Genomic DNA, 21,351 nt, shown 5'->3' on the forward strand with positions numbered 1-21,351 from the left:
ATTGGCAATAAGTGAAATTTTGGATTAATCAATTATACAATTCTATAATTATTCATTTATTGAAGAAAAAAAGAACTGATTAATTCGAGATATTAGAACCAGATAGTTTTATTATTTTGGTATAACTTTTTGAATTTGTTCCAGTAGTGTTACGGGTTCGAAGGGTTTATTTATTACTTTGGTAATACCTGCATTTACAAAATTTTCTTTGTTTTCTGATTCAGAAATAGCTGTTAAGGCAATAATTGGAGTTTTTTTATCCGATTTACGTATTCTTTTTGTAGTTTCAAACCCATCAATCCCTTCCATCATTATATCCATAAAAATAAGATCATATCCATTTTTCTCTGTCATTTTCAATGCTTCATAACCATCTGAAGCAATTTCACAATGATAACCGAAATTAGTTATGATTTTTCGTGTAATTAATTGATTAATCTTATTGTCCTCGACAACCAAAATTTTTACATCTTTCTTTTTTTCACCGTTAAATTCTGCTTGCCCTATTTTCTGCTCTATGTGTTCGAAAGGTATTTGAAAACTAAAAATTGCACCTTCTTTTTCGTCCGATATAAAATCCAGTTTACTATTACACTGAAGAAGTAATTTATTAGCTATAACTAATTCGAGAGTAGGTAGATTATTTTCATCTGATAAAGAAGTGAAAATTGCGGATTCGTTTTCTATAAAAGCTTTATTTAATTCTTCTTGCTTTCTCATAGAAAAATATAAATTTTTACTCTTTAATGAAAATAAGATAGTGCTTGTCTTTTCTCTTGAAAAAAGATGTTGCATCGAAAACTCTATAACACCCCCATTTATGTATCTAGAAGTATTTGAAAGAATACTAATAACAATTCTTGACAAATGATCAGAGTCACCCAAAAGTTTCTTGGGTAATTTGTCATCTAATAAAAAATTAAAATCATTATTGTTTTCTCCTATAATAAAGAATTTAAGAGATTCTTTAATTGTATTAGCTAACTTGACAGGATCAAAAGGGTGTTTTTTTAAAGAAGTTTTATATGCTTCGTCAGATCTGTTTAATTCTATAATATCATTAATAAATCTTAATAGATATTTCCCCGAAAACTGTAATATATTTAACTGCTTTTTTCGCTGATTTTCATTAGATTCCTTATTCTCTAATAAATGTGCAATGCCATTTATTGCATGAAGGGGGGTTCTTAATTCATGAGTAATATTATTGATAAACAATGTTTTCTGTTTATAAGCTTCTTCTACCCTATTTTTTGCCTTTAATAATTCTTGATTTTTCTGTTGTAAGAGTACGTTATTCTCTGTTTTTAATCTAGAATTTTTATATTGAAGTAAGACCAAAAGAACCAGAATAACTATAATCACAATTCCAGATATCAAAAGAGATTCATTAAGCTTTAATTGAGCTTGTTGGTACTTATTTTCTGCAAGAATCCTTTCATTATCCTTTTGTTTTAACTGAAGTTCTTTGTATCCTTTTATGTCTTGAGCATACTTTTCAAGAAAAATATTATTCTGTTTTGCCTGTTCTTGGATATAATCTTTATAATAATTATTAGCTAATTTATATTCCTTTTTTCGGTCATATATATCTGCAATCCCTGCAAGATATAATGTGTGGTTTGCATAATTACTTGTCTTTGCTGAGTCTATTTCTTTTTTGGCAATCTCTTCTCCTTTTCTAAAAAAAATAAGTGCTTCATCATATCTATTTGTTTTTGAACATGCCGTGCCAATTCGATAATATAGATATATCAATCTTATATCTTTATGATATTTTTTTGCAAGTTCAATAGCTTTTTGAGAGGCCTCATAACAGTTTTTCCAATCCGCATTTCGATAATAAATAGAAGTTAAGTTTACCAGCATATCAATACTTTGCTCCTCATACTTATATTTTTCTGCTCCATCTATCGCTTTTTTTAAGAAAAAAATCGCTTTATTATTATCTTTTGATATTATTTTATGATATAAGCCCCAGAGGTTATTTATGTACATTTCACCATATTGATCTTGTACTTGTTTTTGTAAGATAGTCGCTTTTTCTAGATAAGTTTCGAACCCTTTTAAATCCTGAACAGATATATACAACCCACTATGCAATCTATAGACTCGAGCAATATGCTTTTTATTGTCACTCTCTAATGCTAATTTTTCAGTTTCATCAATTATACTAAGAGCCTTACTTATATAATCATGATCTATCCAATATTCTATAGAATCTAAATTTTGTTTTAAAACATTCTCCTCCTGTACAGAAGAGAAATCATAAGCCTCTTTAGCACTAGCAAATAAAATCAGTAATGAAATAAGAATTATTGAGGTGAATACATTTCTTTTCATAAAACGTCTTGTTTCATCTTTTAGCTTAGAGTACAACTTTATTACCTAGTATTTAAAATCAACTTAGATATCATTAGATCATATTTAAAAATCACATTATCCTCGATAATTGTAATTTATGAATAACAAATCTTAAGCTTTTTTTATTAGGCAGATATAAAACAAGAAGGGGTAATTATTTGTATTATGATTTGCATTAAGCCTATTTACAATTAAAATTTTAACAAAAATAAGCTTTATTTTTTAAAATTTTAACATAATCAATTTTAAAAAATGTTTTTTAAATAAAAGTACTACAAGAATTATTTTAATTTCTTATAGTACCCTTTATAGTATCTTGTAATTTTTCTTATTGAAATTTTAGACTTTAATAAATATCTTTTTCTTGTATAAAAAATATGCTAAAAGCGTATAAAAACCAACAACAATCAATGCATAGAAAAACGAAGATAATGGTTTACCAATCGACGGGTATACAAAAAATGTTTCAAAAAGAAATTGATGTACCGAGGTTTGTGAATCTATTTTAATTAAATAAAAAGATTTGGCAAGTATCATAGAAGAGAAATAGATAATGATTGCATTAGCACCTACATATTTCACAAGACTACCAAAATCACGCTCTTTATAATCCATGAAATAATGAAATAACACTAAAAACAAAGTAGCATAGCCCGATGTGACTAGTACAAAACTACTACTCCACAACACTTTATTGATTGGGAAGAAAATACTCCATAGATATCCTATAAGAATAAAACATGTTCCCATTATGGTCAATACACCAAGTTTCCGTTTTGTTGCACTCACTAAAATCTCGCCCACAACGATTCCCGTAATTGTGGTTACTATAGCCGGTATCGTACTAAGAATTCCTTCAGGATCATAATCAGGTTTCCAAATATGCCCTTTAAGTAATAGATAATCCAGATAATTGGCCCAGTTGTTTGGGCCTCTTTCTAGTATAGGAGTGGCCCCATCAGGCAATGGAATATATGTCAACCATACCCAATAGCCTATAAGAATAATAGCAGCAATAGAAATCAACTGTTTTCTAGTACAATTCAGATACAATATAGATGCTACGCAAAATACAATTCCTATTCGTTGTAATACTCCTGGGAGACGTACGGATTCTGTTTCAATAAAAGGAAAATAGGGTAAAAACACATTGATAAGTAATCCCAGTGCTACTAATTTTATACTACGTTTTACAATTTTCTTATAAATAACCCTATCTCCTTTTTTATGTTTGTATACAAACGATATAGATATCCCAACAATAAATAAAAAGAAAGGAAATACAAAATCTGCCAAAGTAAGGCCATTCCACTCTGCATGTAATAATGGTGTATATACATAAGACCAATCCCCTGGTGTATTTACCAGAATCATAAGCATTATAGTAAGCCCTCTTAAAAAATCAACAGATTGTATTCGTTTAGTTACACTCACGACATTAAATTCTTTCCTATTGATTTCCAAACTCTCACCAATAAGAAGCCAGAAACTACAGCTAATACTCCTATAATTGCAGCCATGGCGTACTCTCCATAAAGCAAGTTACCTACAGAAAACAAACAACTATATACTAATACGCAACCTAATAACATTGCTAGAATTCCAGAAGGTACAGACCATTTCTCATTAGATTCAACTATTTCTACTCCCTCGGCATCAGCTTCATCCACAATTTTTTTCCAGCCTGGTCCACCGGGTTGAATACTTTTATAAAAAGATCGTAAAGTCTCTTTTGATTCTGGTTTAGTTAGATAAGTTGTCACAATCCAAACAATTGAAGTTATAATCACCATAGCTATAAATCTAAACCAAGAAGGAAAAATTCCTGATATTATTTCTCCAGCATCGCTGGTATATCCAAATAGTGAGTCACCAAGAGGTGTAAAAGTTAAAATTAATGGGATAAGCATCGCAGAGAACATTACAGATATCTCACTCCATGCATTTATACGCCACCAAAACCAGCGTAAAATATATACTAATCCTGTTCCTGCTCCAAACATTAAAATAATGTCAAAAAGCTGCTTGGCATTGGTAAGATAAAGTGCAAATACAGCACTAGTCACCATAAGGACTATAGTAGTAATTCGTCCAACATTCACCAGTTCTTTTTCACTTGCATCTTTTTTAATTTGTTGCTTATAGAAATCATTAACGATATAAGATGATCCCCAATTAAGATGTGTAGATAACGTTGACATAAATGCAGCACCCAGAGAAGCTAAGACAAGTCCTAATAGTCCAGCCGGAAGCTTTGTTAACATCGCCGAATAAGCCAAATCATGTCCTAATTTACTAGATTCAACATTAGGAAAAGCCTCTTGAATACTAGCGATATCTGGATACATTACTAAAGATGCTAATGCTACCAAAATCCATGGCCAAGGTCGTAGTGCATAATGCATAATATTAAAAAAGAAAGTAGCACCTATTGCATGGTTTTCGTTTTTTGCAGCAAGCATACGTTGCGCAATATATCCACCACCTCCTGGTTCTGCACCAGGATACCATGAACTCCACCATTGTACTGCTAATGGTATAATTAAAATCCCAATTAATGCTTCTGTATTAGAAAAATCTGGGAAAAATGAAAGTTTATCAGATACATTTGGATGAGAGACCAAATTGCTCAACCCTCCCACTTCAGGAAGATTAACCAAATAATAAGAAGCTCCTACAGCACCTACTATTGCAACAAAGAAAAGTACAAAATCTGTATAAATCACCCCCCTAAAACCTCCTAAAGAGCTAAAAGCAGCTGTTACCACGCCACCAATCAAAACGGTCTGTATTGGTGAAAGTCCAAGCATAATTTGCCCTATTTTGATTGCAGCAAGGTTTACCGCAGCCATGGCAATTATATTAAATACTACTCCGAGATATATCGATCTAAATCCCCTTAAAAATCGAGCAGGTTTACCACTATACCTCAGTGTATAAAACTCTAAATCTGTCGTAACGTTTGATTTACGCCATAATTTGGCATATACAAATACGGTTAGAAGACCTGTCAATAAAAAGGCCCACCATACCCAATTACCGGCGACACCGTCCTGTCTTACAATATCAGTAACTAAATTTGGAGTGTCGGTAGAAAATGTAGTTGCTACCATCGAAAAACCAAGTAACCACCAGGGCATATTACGTCCTGACAAAAAATACTCTGCTGTATTTTTTCCAGATCTTTTAGATACCACAACACCGATAATAAGTGTGGTTAAGAAAAATGAGGCTATGATTATGTAGTCCAATGTTGTTAAAACCATTATTTTTATTTTAATAAATTTGATTTGTTTTTTAATATTCGTTGTTTTGCGTGAGCCGCATAATTTCTCCCTATAGGAATTCTTTTTTCCCCCACCTCGGCAAGATTCCCTTCGATAGATTTAACTTTATCTATAGCTATAGTATACGATTTATGAATCCTTATAAAATTTTCTGAAGGAAGCTCTTCACTAATACTGGTTAAAGATTTATGGGATAGAAATGTATCTTCAAGTGTACTCACCCTGATATAATCTTTAAGGCTTTCAATAAAAAGTATATCAGTTAAAAGAATTTTCACCAATTTCTTATCTACTTTTAAGAAAATATGAGCCGGTTGCACCATATTCATAGAAGGTTCATGTTTCTTTATAGCAACAAGCCTTGCTGTTAATTTATTTATAGATTTCAGAAATCGATTAAAAGAAATAGGTTTTACAAGATAATCGAGAACTTCTAGCTCATAACTTTCTAATGCATATTCCTTATATGCAGTGGTAATAATAATCTGGGGATATTCCTGTAAGCTTTTTAAAAATTCTAAACCATTCATTCTAGGCATATTAATATCTAAAAAGACAGCGTCAATATCTCCTTGTTCTAATATAGATAATGCCTCTATTGGGTTTTTAAAAGTATCAACGATCTGAATGTTTTTAAATTCTTTTAAAAAAGATTCAATAACTTCAATTGCTAAGGGCTCATCATCAATTATGATACATTTAATAGTCATTATATAGGGATTTTAAGCAAAATCGAATACTCATTATTTTTTTGTGCTATGTTTAGTGTATATTTTTTTGGGTATAGTATTTCTAACCTTCTTTTTACATTTTTTATTCCAATTCCATTAAGTCTTTTAGTTTTAGATTCATCTTCATAATTATTTTTAGATATAAATACCAGTTCATTTTCAAATCTTTCAAAAGAGATTAATAACTCCATTCTGTCATTATTTTTTAGCCCATGTTTAAAAGCATTCTCAATAAACGGTAAAAACAGCATAGGAACTACTTTAACATCATCAATATTACCATTTATATCAACCCTCGAATCAACTCGATCACCATAACGCATTTTTTCGAGCTCAATGTAATTATCGATATGATCAATCTCCTGCAAAAGAGGGAGCTTCTTTTTACTGGTATCATAAATCACATATCTCATAAAGTTAGATAGTTTTAATACAAGATTAGGTGCCAAATCCGATTTTTTTATTGTTAGTGCATATAAACTATTAAGTGTGTTAAAAAAGAAATGGGGTTGTATCTGCGCTTTTAAATATTTTAATTCTGTTTTATATTGCAATTCACTTAAGTCTCTATTCTTATTTTGCATAATCAAAAAATCAACTGTATATTTTATTGCAGAGGTTAACCCTACAACATACAATTCTCCTATAGCTACTGCTACAATATGATTAAAACCAAATGGATCCAGCCTTCCTTCTACTTCTGGCCAGATATCCTCGGTAACCAACAATAGATTAAGACCAGACCTTAATATATAATGAACCCCAAGAGACATACATAAGAAAAGTACGTAATACACATACTTTTTTTTGAATATGTATTTAGGAACTAAAAAATAAATATTAAAATAAACTAAGATGATGTGTAGAGGAAATTCTACAAGGTTCGATTTTAACGAATACCAATAATCATTAAAATAACTTCCCCATCGAATTACATTAAATAAAAAATAGATAATCCAAAAATATAGATGATATTTTCGTTTAATAGTCCTTTGCACGTTACCCCTCTCTTTTTTTAAAAAATCATTAAATAATACTAGTTAAAATCACTTTTTTAACAAAAATTTTTGAAAAATGTAAGGCTATTTGTAGAGAAAAACAAAAAAAATAAGAATATCGAATTTCAAAAAAACCGTTATCTATCAATGTATGTCGATTGTTATTGAAACGATGTCGTTTGTCTAAAAAAAATTTTGTTAAATAATTAAAATACTACTTTGAGATCATTCAAAAAACACTTATTAATATGAAACAAAAAATTTTAACCCTTACCACTCTATTATTTTTTTCTTTTATGAGTTTTGGGCAGGGAACCCAAATAACGGGTACAGTAACAGGGGCTTCAGATGGTGTACCACTGCCTGGAGTTAATATTATTGTAAAAGGAACTACAAACGGAGTACAGACAGATTTTGATGGAAATTACACAATTACTGCTGCTGCAGGAGATGTAATTCAGTTTTCCTATTTAGGAATGTCAAATAAAGAAGTTACTGTAGGTAGTGATACAGTAATAAATGTTCAGTTACAAGAAGATGCTGAACAATTAGAAGATGTAGTAGTAACTGCACTGGGGATTCAAAAAACCAGGAAGTCACTTACTTATGCTGCTCAGGATATAAAATCTGATGAGCTAACAAAAATCAAAGATGCAAATCCTATTAACAGTCTTTCTGGTAAAGTATCAGGACTTGTTGTAAACAGAAGTGCCTCTGGTGTTGGTGGATCAGTAAAAGTAACTCTAAGGGGTAATACTTCTACGAGAAACAACCAACCATTATATGTTATAGATGGTATTCCTTTATTAAACAATTCTGCTATTCAACCTAATAGTACATTTGGTGATATTGAAAACGCGGGAAACAGAGATGGTGGAGATGCATTATCTCTTATCAATCCAGATGACATTGCAAGTATTAGTGTCCTAAAAGGAGCTTCTGCTTCTGCCCTATATGGTAGTCAGGGATCTAATGGTGTTATATTAATTACCACTAAGAAAGGTAAGTCAGGAAGTTTTAGAACAAATGTATCTTCTAGTTTCACAGTAGATAACGCTGCTTATTTACTTGATTATAATGATCGTACACAAAAAAACGTAGATGACTTTTTAGAAACAGGAACAACTGCAATTAATTCATTGTCAGTATCGGGAGGAACAGAAACTGCTCAAACGTATTTCTCTTATGCGAATACACAAGCATCAGGAGTACTTCCTACTCATAATGTAAAAAAGCATACACTTAATATTAGAGAAACAGCTAAACTATTTGATAACAAGTTAACTGTTGATGCAAACATCTTGCTTTCAACTCAAAAAATACATAATAAGCCCGTTTCTGGTCTATATTATAATCCATTAGTAGGAGCAACAGCATTTAATTCGGATACAGAAACCTTAAGTAACTATAGAGTTTTTGAAGAATTTAATGTAGATAGAAATTTAATGGCGCAACGTTGGTTTAGAGGAACTTCTGATATCGAACAAAACCCATATTGGATAATCAATAGAAATGCCAGTGATGATCAAAATCAAAAAGTATTAGCCTCTGTTTCTTTAAAATATAGGTTTAATGACTGGTTATCTGTGCAAACCAGAGGAAGTTATGATAAAAACTTTTATAAATTTGAAAGAAAAATCTATGCAACTACCGATGGAACGCTATCTGCATCAAACGGTCGTTATTTATTAAATGATGTAGAGGATACTCAGATCTATGGTGATATCATAGCGACAATTAATACTCCTCTTTCAGAAAATTTAAATTTAACAGCTAATATCGGTACCAGTATCAGAAAATCTGATTTAGGAGAAAGCACCTTATTAGATTCTGGTGTAGGAGGTAATCTAAAAATACCAAATATCTTTACGCTTTCTAATTTTGTCGTTGGTACAGTAGGAGTTAATCCAATATTAAAAGAAACTAAAGCTGAGCAAAAAGAAGTACAATCTCTATTCGCTAGTACAACATTAGGGTTTAAAGATATGTTATATCTTGATCTTACTGCTAGAAATGATTGGTCTTCAACTGTATCAGATTCTTTCTTCTATCCATCTTTTGGTATTACAGGAGTAGTATCTGAGATGTTTGATTTACCTGAAGTAATTTCTTTTGCAAAAGTAAGAGCTTCTTATGCAGAAGTGGGTAATGATATACAAAGTTTCGCCAATAATCCAATCAACACTATTGGTACTGGTCCAGGAGGGTTAAACCGTCCTACTGTAAGACCGCTTACAGAGCTAAAGCCAGAAACTCAAAGATCTTTTGAAATAGGTACAGAATGGCAATTTTTTAATAACCGTCTAGGGTTTGAAATTGGATATTACAAAACCAATACTATAGATCAGTTTATGACAGTCCAATCTGCTAGTGGTCAAACAAATGCTAACGGTCAAACAGCAGATCAATTTGCTATCAACGCAGGGGATTTTGAAAATAAAGGTATTGAAGTTTCTATTACTGCAGACCCAATACAAAATGAAAATTTTTCCTGGAATACAACTGTAAATCTAGCTAGTAATAAAAATACTATTAAGGAATTAGATTCTAGATTAGATAGAGATTTTCTAGAACTAACCCCTATAAGTGTTAACTCTTATGCCTTATTAATTGCAGAAGGTGGATCTTTTGGTGATATTTATGGAAAAAGACTTAACAGAAATGCAAATGGATTGCCGATTCGAAATACAGATGGTAACTTTACTCAAGCAGCACCTGATGCAAATACCAGAGGAGGTTTTGATTTATTAGGAAATGCAAATCCTGATTTTTCTTTAGGATGGAATAATTCTTTCACCTATAAAAACATAACATTATCCTTTTTAGTTGATGGAAAATTTGGTGGAGAAGTAATGAGTCTTACTGAAGCTATTGTTGATGGTTTCGGAACATTAGATAGAACAGGTAGCGTAAGAATCTTTGATGAAGTTTCTGGTTCAGAAACTTCAATACCAGCTTCAGAATATTACCAAGCAATTGGAGGAAGAGATAAATTTAGTGGTGAATATGTATATGACGCTACTAATATCCGTTTAGCAGAATTATCTATAGGGTATAATTTTAATCTTGGAGAGAATAGTTTCTTTAATTCGATCAATACTTCTTTAGTCGGTAGAAATTTATTTTTCTTTTATAAAGATGCACCTTATGACCCAAATATATCTTTAAGTACAGGAAATGGACTTCAGGGTGTTGATGTATTCGGATCGCCATCTACCAGAAGTATCGGTTTGAATGTTGGCTTATCATTTTAATTAAAAGGAATAGAATATCATGAAAAATATATTTAAAAAAATAATCATTACTGCTTTTATCTCGGTATTTGTACTCTCATGTACAGACGATTTCGAAGCATTAAATACAGATCCTAATGGATTAACGGATGCACAAAGTGAAGCCGATTTTATTAATGTAGGTGGACCATTTAATCCTATCTTTTTAAACCTATACAGGTATGACCCTGCATGGCATACGCAATTACAACATAATCTAAATGCAGATACCTTCTCTGGATATATGGCCCCACCAAGACCATTTGCAGGAGGAGCAAATACCACAAACTATAATTTTATTGATTTTTGGGATCAATTCCCTTGGGATATCCCATATTCTTCTACAGGAGTTATGCAAAATGCTGCATTAGTCAAAGAGCGTGGAGAAGAAAAATTCCCATTAATCTATGCTATCGCAAAAATATTAAGAGTAGAAGGTATGCATAGAGTAACCGATGTATATGGACCAATTGTGTATTCAAAATTTGGAGTACCTGGAGCATCTTTTCCAGAATATGATACTCAACAAGAAGTATACAATCAATTTTTTACTGAACTTGACGAAGCAATAACCACTTTATCTACAGATCCTACCAATGAGCAATTCACCAATTTTGATCTTGTATATGGAGGAAATTATGCGCAATGGATAAAATTTGCCAATACACTTCGATTACGTTTAGCAATGAGAATTTCGAAAGCAGATGCTGCTAAGGCTCAAATTGAAGGAGAGAAATCATTAGCACATAGTGGTGGACTTCTGGAAACTAATGCTGATAATTTCATCATTCAAGGTGGTGCAAAACATCCACTAACTGTTTTTAATTCTGAATGGAATGACGTTCGTATGAATGCTTCTATGGAATCTATATTAGTTGGATATAACGATGCCAGAGGTCCTGTTTTATTCGAAGAATCTACGGTAACACCTGGATCATTAAAAGGATTAAGAAGTGGATTACCATTATTAGATGGATATACTGATGATATCGATCAAAAAGGAGATTATGTTGGATTTTCAAGATTAGGAAATTCTTATATCATTGATAAAACTCCAACTACAAATATCCAATTAATGACTGCTGCAGAAGCATATTTCTTAAAGGCAGAAGCTGCCTTAAGAGGATGGACTGGTGCCGGTGATGCGCAATCAAATTATGAAATGGGAATCACAACTTCTTTTGATCAACACGGCGCTGCTGGAGCATCAACCTATATTACTGATAATGCCTCTACACCTATTGATTATGTTGATCCTGTTGGATCTAATAATATTGCTGCATTAAGTACGATTACTATTGCCTGGAATGCCGGAGCAACGAATGAAGAAAAATTAGAACGAATTATTACTCAGAAATGGATTGCTATGTTTCCTGACGGACAAGAAGCATGGAGTGAATTCAGAAGAACGGGATATCCAAAAATATTCCCTTCGGTAGCTAATAATAGTGGAGGTACTGTAGATACTGATATTCAGGTTAGAAGATTACCTTTCCCTGCTAGTCAACGAAGTACTAACCCACAAGGAGTAGCACAAGCGAGAACACTTCTTGGAGGTGCCGATAATGGAGGTACTCGATTATGGTGGGATATTGCTGGTGGAAATTTTTAAAAAATTTGAGTTAGCCAAATAATACTTATGAAAGAGATGGATAGAGCAATATCTCTCAACTCCATCTCTTTTCATAAAAAGCCTTAAAATAAAAAAACAATTAAAACAATCAAACTCTTGAGGAAAAATGATCCAGGAAATTGAATATAAACAGGTAGGACAGTTTGAAAAAACGAAGTTTGAGAAGATTCATAATGAAATATTTCCCGATTCGTCGATAGCTTCAAAGCTTGTTGCACACGAAATTGCAACACTAATTAAACAAAAACAACAAGAAGGTAACCCTTGTGTACTAGGTCTTGCTACAGGTTCTTCTCCTATAAAAGTATATGAAGAATTAGTAAGCTTGCATCGTTCTGGAGAGTTAAGCTTTTCAAACGTAATTACTTTTAATCTGGATGAATATTATCCAATGGATACTGCACATCAGCAAAGTTATTATCACTTCATGCATCAACACTTATTTGATCATGTAGATATTAACCCAGAAAACATCAACATTCCTGATGGCACCATTCCTGTTACAGAAATGGATCAATATTGCATTGATTACGAGATGAAGATCAAAAAGTACGGCGGACTAGATTTTCAACTCTTAGGAATTGGTAGGACAGGACATATCGGTTTTAACGAACCAGGATCGCATCCCAATTCGGGTACACGAATCATCACATTAGATCATGTCACCAGAACTGATGCTTCTTCTGATTTTAATGGTTTAGAAAATGTTCCCAAAAAAGCCGTTACTATGGGAATAAGTACCATAATGAAATCCAGAAGGGTATTACTATTGGCTTGGGGACATAAAAAGGCTACAGTGGTTAAACAGACAATAGAAGGTGAAATTACATCTAATATTCCTGCATCTTTTTTACAAGAACATAAAAACACCACTATTATCCTTGATTCTGAAGCTGCTTCTGAACTTACACGAATCAAAACGCCATGGCTTGTAGATCAATGTATCTGGAAAGAACAATTAAAATTTAAAGCTGTTACCTGGTTGAGTCAAGAACTCAATAAACCTGTCTTAAAACTTACAGATAAAGATTATAACGATAATGGAATGTCTGGTCTATTGGCTGTTGAAGGATCTTCTTATGATTTAAATATTAAAATTTTTAATAACGTTCAACATACCATCACAGGGTGGCCAGGAGGAAAACCAAATGCAGATGATACCAACAGACCCGAGAGAGCCCTCCCTGCAAAAAAGAGAGTTTTAATTTTTAGTCCTCACCCAGATGATGATGTAATATCAATGGGAGGAACATTCTTAAGATTAATTGATCAAGGGCATGATGTACATGTTGCTTATCAAACTTCGGGTAATATAGCGGTTACAGATGATGAAGCCTTAAAGTTTGCTGAGGTAGCCAATAGTGTTCATCCTAATAAAGAAGAAGATACTTTTAAAAAAGTAATTACATTTCTTAAATCAAAAAATCCAGGTGATATTGATATACCAGAAGTTCGGTTAATCAAAGGGTTAATTAGACGAATGGAATCTTTGGGCGCTACTCGGTATTTTGGATTAGATGATGATAAAGTTCATTTTTTAGACCTTCCTTTTTATGAAACCGGAAGAATCAAAAAAAATCCGTTAGGAGAAGAAGATGTAACTCTTACCGCTAGTATTATTGAAAAAATAAAACCACATCAAATATATGCTGCAGGTGATCTTGCCGATCCTCATGGAACTCATAAGGTTTGTCTAGATGCTATTTTCGAGGCTGTCGACAACCTAAAAAGTAAAACCTTCATGGATGATTGTTGGGTATGGCTATATAGAGGTGCCTGGCAAGAGTGGGATGTTTCTGAAATTGAAATGGCCGTACCTCTAAGTCCACACGAAGTATCCAAAAAGACTAATGCTATCCTATATCACCAATCTCAAAAAGATAGAGTGATGTTTCAAGGGGAAGATTCAAGAGAATTTTGGCTAAGAGCTCGTGAAAGAAATAGAAATACAGCGATATTATATGATAAGCTTGGTCTCGCAGATTATGAGGCAATAGAAGCTTTTAAGAGATATATATTTTAAAATTAATTGCTTTGTTTGTTAGATAAATTTTTGCAAAAAACAACCTTCCCTCAACATATGAGGGAAAGTTGCTTTTAAAAAGAATCTCTTCGCTATGCACCAGCAATAAGACAATACATAAATGATAAATAAACTAATGACTAATGATATTATTTGCAGATAGCGGTTCTACCAAATGTGATTGGGTTCTTGTTGATACTAATGGAGAACTCGTTGACAAGACTAAAACCGATGGTATAAACCCTCTTTTACTTTCTGACAATGCTATCATAAATATTGTTCAAAAAGCAGACTCTATACTACAAAAAAGGGATCTCATACATAAGATTTATTTTTATGGTGCAGGGTGTGGTGAGGCTGATGCTAAGAAAAAAATAGCCTTCGTGCTGCAATCTATATTTAAAAATGTAACATCTGTTGTTATAGAAGAAGATATCATTGGAGCCGTAAAAGCTACAACAGAAAAACCAAGTGTAGTATGTATTTTGGGAACAGGAGCAAATTGCTGTTATTTTGATGGAGAAAAAGTTATTCAAAAATCCCCTGCTTTAGGGTACCTATTAGCAGATGAAGGTAGTGGTAATTATTTAGGGAAAAAATTGATTAAAGATTATTTCCTAGGTAAAATGCCATCTGATACAGCCTCATTATTTAAGAATGAATATACTACCGAACTTAATCAAATTCTTGATGAATTATATTGTGCTGATCATCCAAATAAGTACTTAGCTTCTTATGCAAAATTCATTTTTAGAAATCGAGGAAATGCTTATCTCGAAGGAATTTTACATCATGGTATTTCAAAATTTATAAGTACTTACCTTTTTCAATACAAAGAAGAATTATCCAAATATCCTATACACTTTGTGGGTTCGGTAGCCTACTACTCTCAAGATATTATAAAAAAATTATTAGATGACCATGGTTATCGGGTTAGGGGTTTTGTAAAAAAACCAATAGATCATTTAGTTAATCGCCTGATCATCCAAAGAATTTCTCAAAAAACAAGTCAGTAATGAGTTTACGAATTATACCTTTCTTTTTTTTAATTTTCATGGCCTGTAAAAGTCCTGATTCATCATTCCCTGTTAATCAATCTTTGAGTATCACCCCCATACCTTTCAAAGTAAATCAAAAACAAGGATATTTCGAGATCAACAAAAAAACTGCTTTTCTATGTACTGATGCTTCTTCTGAAGTTATCGCAAGTTTTTTTATCGAAAAAATGAAGACTCTCACAGGTCATTCTTTTTCAATAGATAATGAAAATAACACTAAAAACAGCATTCAACTAATCAAAGAAAGTACGCTAGACTTTGGTGAAGAAGAATATCGTCTGTCTATATCAAAAGACGAGATAAAAATAAAAGCAAAAACCGATCAAGGATTGTTTTATGGAATGCAAACTTTTATGCAACTTCTTCCGTTATATGATGCCAATTCAAAAAATCAAATGCATTTTCCTGTTAAAATCCAGGCTCTAGATATAGAAGATAAACCTCGTTTCGGTTGGCGAGGAATGCATCTGGATGTTTCCAGGCATTTCTTCTCAATTGATTTTATCAAAAAACAACTTGATCTATTATCTCTTTTCAAGATCAACAAATTTCATTGGCACTTAACAGATGATCAGGGATGGCGAATAGAAATTAAAAAATACCCTAAACTTACAAAGATAGGTTCCAAAAGAAAAAATGCTGATGGTTCTTTTCATCAAGGATTTTATACTCAAGAAGAAATAAAAGAAGTCGTACAATACGCCAAAGAAAGATTTATTGATGTAATTCCAGAATTTGACACACCAGGGCATGCTATAGCAATTTTGGCAGGATACCCAGAGCTTTCTTGTAGTGAAGAAAAATATAAGGTAAGGAATTTATGGGGTGTCGAGTCTAGTATACTATGTGCCGGAAAAGAAGAAACTTACACTTTTATAGAAGATGTAGTCCAGGAACTATCAACTCTTTTTCCTTATGAATACTATCATATGGGAGGAGATGAAGTACCTAAAGATCAATGGAAAAATTCTGCAGAATGTCAGAAATTAAAACAACGCGAAGGCCTAAAAGATGAAAAAGAAATTCAAAGTTATTTTATGGCTCGTGTAGAAAAAATCTTATCAAAATATCAGAAAAAAATGATTGGATGGGATGAGATTCTGGAAGGTGGTATTACCCCTACTACAAATATTATGTCATGGCAAGGAGAAGAAGGTGGAATCAATGCCGCTAATAAAGGACATGATGTTATTATGACTCCTGCTAAGTATTGTTATTTTAATTTTTATCAAGGAGATTTTAAAGCAGAACCTTTAGCTTTTGGAGGGTATATCCCACTAGACAAAGTATATCACTATGATCCAATACCAAAAGAAATTGAAGAAGATAAAAAGAAACATATTTTAGGCGCACAAGGAAATGTCTGGACCGAATATACTTATGAAGAAGAAACAATTGAGTACCTGCTATATCCGCGTATCATAGCATTGGCAGAGACTACATGGTCACAAAAAGAAAATAAAAAATTCGATGATTTCTTAAATAGATTAAATAGTGTTTATGATGTATTAGAACATTATAATATCAATTACCATATTCCTCTTCCCGAGGGGCCTACTTCAAATAAGATTGTATTTACTGATAGTATAAGTATTCCTTTTTCTACCACACATCCGGTTAAAATGGTATACACTACAGATGGAACAGATCCAATAGCAACTAGCACAGCATATATCGAACCTTTAAATTTTAAGGAAAATACAGAACTACGAATTGCTTCAATATTGAAAAGTGGAAAAATGAGTAGTATTCGAAAATTGAACATCACAAAAGAAAATCTCATTGCTTCTTCTGATACAGCAGAATTATCTCAGGGACTTATCATGAAAGAAATAAAAGGTTATTTCAAAAGTATCAGTGATGTTAATGATATTACTAAAAGCCATACATCTACTATTAAAAATATCAAAGATGCGAATACAACATATCACTGGGGACATGAAGTAAATGAAGATAATTTCAAGGCTGTTTTTCTTAATGGTTATGTTGACATCCCAGAGGATGGAGTGTATTATTTTTCTAGTACGCAAGATCAGATATGGATAGCGGATCAACTCGTTATTGATTATAAAACCCCATTAAAAAAACATCCAAAAGAAAGCTCAATCGCTTTACAAAAAGGAAAACATAAACTTAAGATAGTGTATCTAAACAATATAGCAAAAGGTTGGGCAACAGATTGGAATACTGTAGAACTCAAATATAGAAAAGCTTCTGAGGTTGATTATAAAGAAATAGATGAACATATGATTTTTCATTAACTGTATAATGGCCTCGCAATATTCACAAACTCTTAATTTAATACACAATGAAATTACTTAAAAGATTATCAGTCGTCTTATTCATTCAGGTTTTTTTATTTTCCTGTACGAATGAAAGTTTTATAGAAGAAGGGGCTCTGGAGGCTCAAAATTCTGAAACAAGTCTAACAGACAAGGCAGCACTCACAGAACCTATTGTCTTAGGATATTTCCCTTCCTGGTCAGAAAGTTGGGCCGGACCTGGGCAAGGATCAAAACTAAGAGATATCCCAGAACATATCACTCACGTTTTTTTGGCATTTGCAAAGCCTAATCTTCGTTATCAAAAAGGTTCTTTAGATATTACCAATACCGGTATTCAAACTCCTTACGGAGGGGCTACTTTAAAAGAATCTGTTGCAGCTCTAAAATCAAAAGGCATCAAAGTTATTTTATCTGTAGGTGGAGAAACGTATTGGGGTACAGATGCAGCTTATGATATAAATTATCAGCAGATCAAAGATCTGGTAGATGACATGGGATTTGAAGGTATCGATTGGGATTTTGAACCCAATGGTAGTTTTGCCACCATAGGAGAACCTATAAATGTACAACGCTTCATCGATTTCTTTACAAATTCAAGAGCTATTATGCCAAAAGGACAATACTTATTAGCCTGTGCTCCTGCGGGAGTTGGAGCTTTAGGAGGTGCAAATAATAATGACCCCTCCTCTCCTTTCGCCTATAGTAAAAGAAACACAGTAACTGGAGAGTCCGATACTAACTTATTCAATGCTACTTCACCTAACCAAGGCATTAGTTTATTTGGTTTTGCTACTACAGGGCATATGATTCCTGTAATGGAAGCTGTTGGTGATAAAATTGATCTTATTGCATATCAAGGATATAATACGGGAGCTGCCAGTAATAGAAAAATTATGTATGATGCATATAAACACTACTCAAACCAGTATGGCTTTTCTATTGCAGCCGGAGTTCATTATCCTAATGAACCTTGGGGGCCTTATTATGAATATACCTATCAAAATATAGCAGAGCTATCTAACCATATTTCTGTAAATAACAGCTCTAATGATGGAGTTATGATATGGCAATTATTACTTGGTAATACGACTTCTTCTGCATATGGATATCTTCATGTTGCAAGTCAGGTACTTAATGGTGTATCACAATCTCAGGCCATAGCCAATGCAGAAAACTATCCAGAATCTCCATACTCTGGCGATGGCGGTGGAGGTGGTGGATCAGGCTGTGAATCTGCGCCATGGAATGCTTCTGCTGTTTATAACACTGGTCAGGAAGTTGTGCATAACAATAAATTATATCGTGCAAAATGGTGGACGCAAAATGATAATCCATCATCAAATTCTGGAGCAGGATTGCCATGGGAATTTGTTCAGAATTGTAATGGTAACGGAGGAGGAAACAACCAATCTCCTTCTGTATCTATCACATCTCCTACAAATAACCAATCGGTAACCGAGGGGCAGTCTATCAATATTACAGCAAATGCTTCTGATACCGATGGGACAATTACTAAAGTTGAATTTTTTCAAGGAACTACTAAACTTGGAGAAGACACAACAAGTCCATATAGCTATTCCTGGAATAATGCTGCTGTAGGAAGTTATAGCCTAAGTGCTGTTGCTACAGATAATGCTAATGCAACATCTACATCGGCTACAGTATCCATTATTATTACTTCTTCTGGTGGTGGTAACGGTGGTTCTTGTAGCGGGATTGCAAATTGGGAAGCATATCCAACAGTATATAATGTGGGAGATAAAGTAGTATACCAAGGTACATTATACGAAGCTCAGTCAGGGCCAATATGGGTAACCCCAGGTAGTGGTGAACACTGGTGGAAAACTATAGGAACCTGTAACTAAAAATAGTTTTTGATTGTTTAAAGTCCTCCGACACAATGGATCAGTGAAGGAGGACTTTTTTATATATTCATAGTATCAAAATAACTAGTTCCATAATCAACCAATGTTTTTGCTGAGCATAGAATTGAATCTGCTGTTCCTACTTTTCCTATACTTGCGTTTCTATCCTTCAAATATGATGCTCCTATTTTAGGAAAATAAGTACCATTATCATTTCCCATATCTTCTACTTCAACCCATACTCTTTTAATATTACGAAAAATCGGATATGTACTAGTTGTGGTTCTCCTGTTTTTTGATTTTGATTCTGCAAAATGAAGCATTGTACATCGATTGAATCCTACTCCCAATAGGAGTATTTCGAAATTAAGGTCATAAACTTTTTCGTAAGGAGTATTTTCTCCTTCTGAAATTTCTAAAGTATGAGTTTTTGTGATTTCAGCTGATAGTTTCCCCCAGGCAGACACCGAACTAATAGGGTGATCGCTTCGTACAGTTTCAGGCCAGTTTCTAAATGTTTCTGGTATTGCTCCCATTGTTGTTGGTGTTGTATTGAGATCAAACACAGGTAAATGTTCTACTATTTTTGGTATCCAGCTTTCTGGGATTTTGGTTTCACCCCAATCGTTAGGGTGCAAACAAAATGGAGTTGCAGCGGGCATAACAATAGTTCCCTCTTTACCAATGATATCAATTAGCGCGCTCACCACTGTTTGTGCTCCTCCAATTACCCACCCTATCTTACTTAACGAAGAATGGAGCATTAAGTTCATTCCAGCCTTAACTCCTATTGCTCGGAAATCTTTAATCAATTCACTTTTAGAAATTGGTAGAAGTTCTGTCATAAAAGTTTTACTATTTAGTTATCTATTCTTTTGTAAACGTAGCAGTAGTAATTAATTGAAATGCATCTAATCTAAATATAATGTTGCTTAGATCTTTCCATTTAGATTTTTAAGCCTTCCCAATTCATCAAATTCTGCAACCAGTACTTTTTCATTTTTTAATCCCTCAATCGTATTTTCTTGGTTCTTTATTTGAAAATCCTTGTCAATCAAATAGTTTAGAAACGCATTTTTATGATTCATCTCAATACTACTAATAAGTTGTGGGAAATTGGTGAGTACTTTTTCTAGCCGGTTATTGTCTATTCTAGGTATGTCTTTACTTTTTATAGTTACAACCATTGTTCCTTGCCCATAATTTGCACAAAAATAAGCATCTGCATTTAGCATACCACTTACAATAAGTCCCATTTTATGCTCGAACCCCTCCTGTACAGAAAAATGTCCGTTCACAAATTCTTCTATATTATTTTGCTCTCCAATACTTTTTAATTTTAAAGAACTTTCTAATAAATTTTCAGGTATACCACTCTTTTCATTTGCCCATCCCCACATCCAGGAGAAATCATTAAAAGACAAAGAACCAATCACTTCAAAAGGAAAGCTATACTCTCCAAAGGTAATAAGGCCCTCATTTAGATTTATATTCCAGGAATGCTCACCAGTTATTTCACTAAAATTCTGTTGTTTTTCAAAAGATAAACCTCCATGTAGCTCAAGCAAATCACCGAAGTTATCAAAATTTGATTTCGATAATTTTCTAAATTCATCGGTATTCATACTTACTTTAACTTTTGATTCCTGTTTGTTTCCAAATAATTTTTTGAAGATGCTCATTTTTCATTTTTAATATTCGTCTTCCAAAAATACGGTTTATTATAATTTCTACGGATATCCATCAAAATACAAACCTTTCCACTATCTACAAGAAAACAGGATGATTAAGTTTGCTACATTTTCTAAATCGTGATAAAAAAGAGAATTTATTAA

At 32.9% G+C, this 21,351-nt stretch carries 13 protein-coding genes; 6 read left to right on the forward strand and 7 right to left on the reverse strand.

The window, feature by feature from the left end; translation table 11 throughout:
• Positions 1–111: 111 nt before the first annotated feature.
• From DG435_RS06645 to DG435_RS06665, 5 genes are all read right to left on the reverse strand, one after another.
• Positions 112–2,343 (reverse strand): response regulator, encoded by a 2,232-nt coding sequence (locus DG435_RS06645; RefSeq protein ID WP_106792214.1) that lies wholly within the window; start codon positions 2,341–2,343, stop codon positions 112–114.
• 360 nt (positions 2,344–2,703) lie between these two features.
• The gene (locus tag DG435_RS06650) at positions 2,704–3,798 is read right to left on the reverse strand and encodes an acyltransferase family protein (RefSeq protein ID WP_106792234.1); all 1,095 of its coding nucleotides are present in this window, start codon (positions 3,796–3,798) and stop codon (positions 2,704–2,706) included.
• Positions 3,795–5,630 carry a sodium:solute symporter family protein gene (locus DG435_RS06655; protein ID WP_106792213.1) on the reverse strand — a complete coding sequence of 612 codons (1,836 nt, stop codon included), beginning with the start codon at positions 5,628–5,630 and terminating at the stop codon, positions 3,795–3,797. The genes DG435_RS06650 and DG435_RS06655 overlap by 4 nt, the downstream gene beginning before the upstream one ends.
• A 5-nt stretch (positions 5,631–5,635) precedes the next feature.
• Positions 5,636–6,361, reverse strand: coding sequence for a LytTR family DNA-binding domain-containing protein (locus DG435_RS06660; RefSeq protein ID WP_106792212.1), 726 nt, complete (start codon positions 6,359–6,361; stop codon positions 5,636–5,638).
• Positions 6,361–7,179, reverse strand: a complete 819-nt coding sequence (locus tag DG435_RS06665) for a sensor histidine kinase (RefSeq protein ID WP_234387080.1) — start codon at positions 7,177–7,179, stop codon at positions 6,361–6,363. Before DG435_RS06665 ends, DG435_RS06660 begins: the two co-directional genes overlap by 1 nt.
• Before the next feature lie 449 nt (positions 7,180–7,628).
• Here DG435_RS06665 and DG435_RS06670 point away from each other — a divergent pair, with 449 nt between their 5' ends.
• The 6 genes from DG435_RS06670 (at position 7,629) to DG435_RS06695 (ending at position 19,516) form a co-directional block, all read left to right on the forward strand.
• Positions 7,629–10,634 carry a carboxypeptidase-like regulatory domain-containing protein gene (locus tag DG435_RS06670; protein ID WP_106792210.1) on the forward strand — a complete coding sequence of 1,002 codons (3,006 nt, stop codon included), beginning with the start codon at positions 7,629–7,631 and terminating at the stop codon, positions 10,632–10,634.
• 19 nt (positions 10,635–10,653) lie between these two features.
• The gene (locus DG435_RS06675; protein ID WP_106792209.1) at positions 10,654–12,264 is read left to right on the forward strand and encodes a RagB/SusD family nutrient uptake outer membrane protein; all 1,611 of its coding nucleotides are present in this window, start codon (positions 10,654–10,656) and stop codon (positions 12,262–12,264) included.
• 127 nt (positions 12,265–12,391) lie between these two features.
• The gene (gene nagB, locus DG435_RS06680; RefSeq protein ID WP_106792208.1) at positions 12,392–14,308 is read left to right on the forward strand and encodes a glucosamine-6-phosphate deaminase; all 1,917 of its coding nucleotides are present in this window, start codon (positions 12,392–12,394) and stop codon (positions 14,306–14,308) included.
• Positions 14,309–14,451: 143 nt separating this feature from the next.
• A complete protein-coding gene (locus DG435_RS06685; RefSeq protein ID WP_106792207.1) occupies positions 14,452–15,324 on the forward strand; it encodes an N-acetylglucosamine kinase in 873 nt (290 codons plus the stop codon).
• Positions 15,324–17,627, forward strand: coding sequence for a family 20 glycosylhydrolase (locus DG435_RS06690; protein WP_106792206.1), 2,304 nt, complete (start codon positions 15,324–15,326; stop codon positions 17,625–17,627). Before DG435_RS06685 ends, DG435_RS06690 begins: the two co-directional genes overlap by 1 nt.
• Before the next feature lie 47 nt (positions 17,628–17,674).
• On the forward strand, positions 17,675–19,516 hold the full coding sequence (locus DG435_RS06695; protein WP_106792205.1) for an Ig-like domain-containing protein: 1,842 nt from the start codon (positions 17,675–17,677) through the stop codon (positions 19,514–19,516).
• 59 nt (positions 19,517–19,575) lie between these two features.
• On the opposite strand, the gene DG435_RS06700 is transcribed toward DG435_RS06695, so the two are convergent.
• Together DG435_RS06700 and DG435_RS06705 are read right to left on the reverse strand one after the other, a co-directional pair.
• Positions 19,576–20,361, reverse strand: coding sequence for an aminoglycoside N(3)-acetyltransferase (locus DG435_RS06700; RefSeq protein ID WP_106792204.1), 786 nt, complete (start codon positions 20,359–20,361; stop codon positions 19,576–19,578).
• Positions 20,362–20,448: 87 nt separating this feature from the next.
• Positions 20,449–21,198, reverse strand: coding sequence for a DUF6882 domain-containing protein (locus DG435_RS06705; protein ID WP_234387079.1), 750 nt, complete (start codon positions 21,196–21,198; stop codon positions 20,449–20,451).
• Positions 21,199–21,351: the final 153 nt, after the last annotated feature.

Source organism: Aquimarina sp. Aq78 (assembly GCF_900299525.1).
Taxonomy (GTDB): domain Bacteria; phylum Bacteroidota; class Bacteroidia; order Flavobacteriales; family Flavobacteriaceae; genus Aquimarina.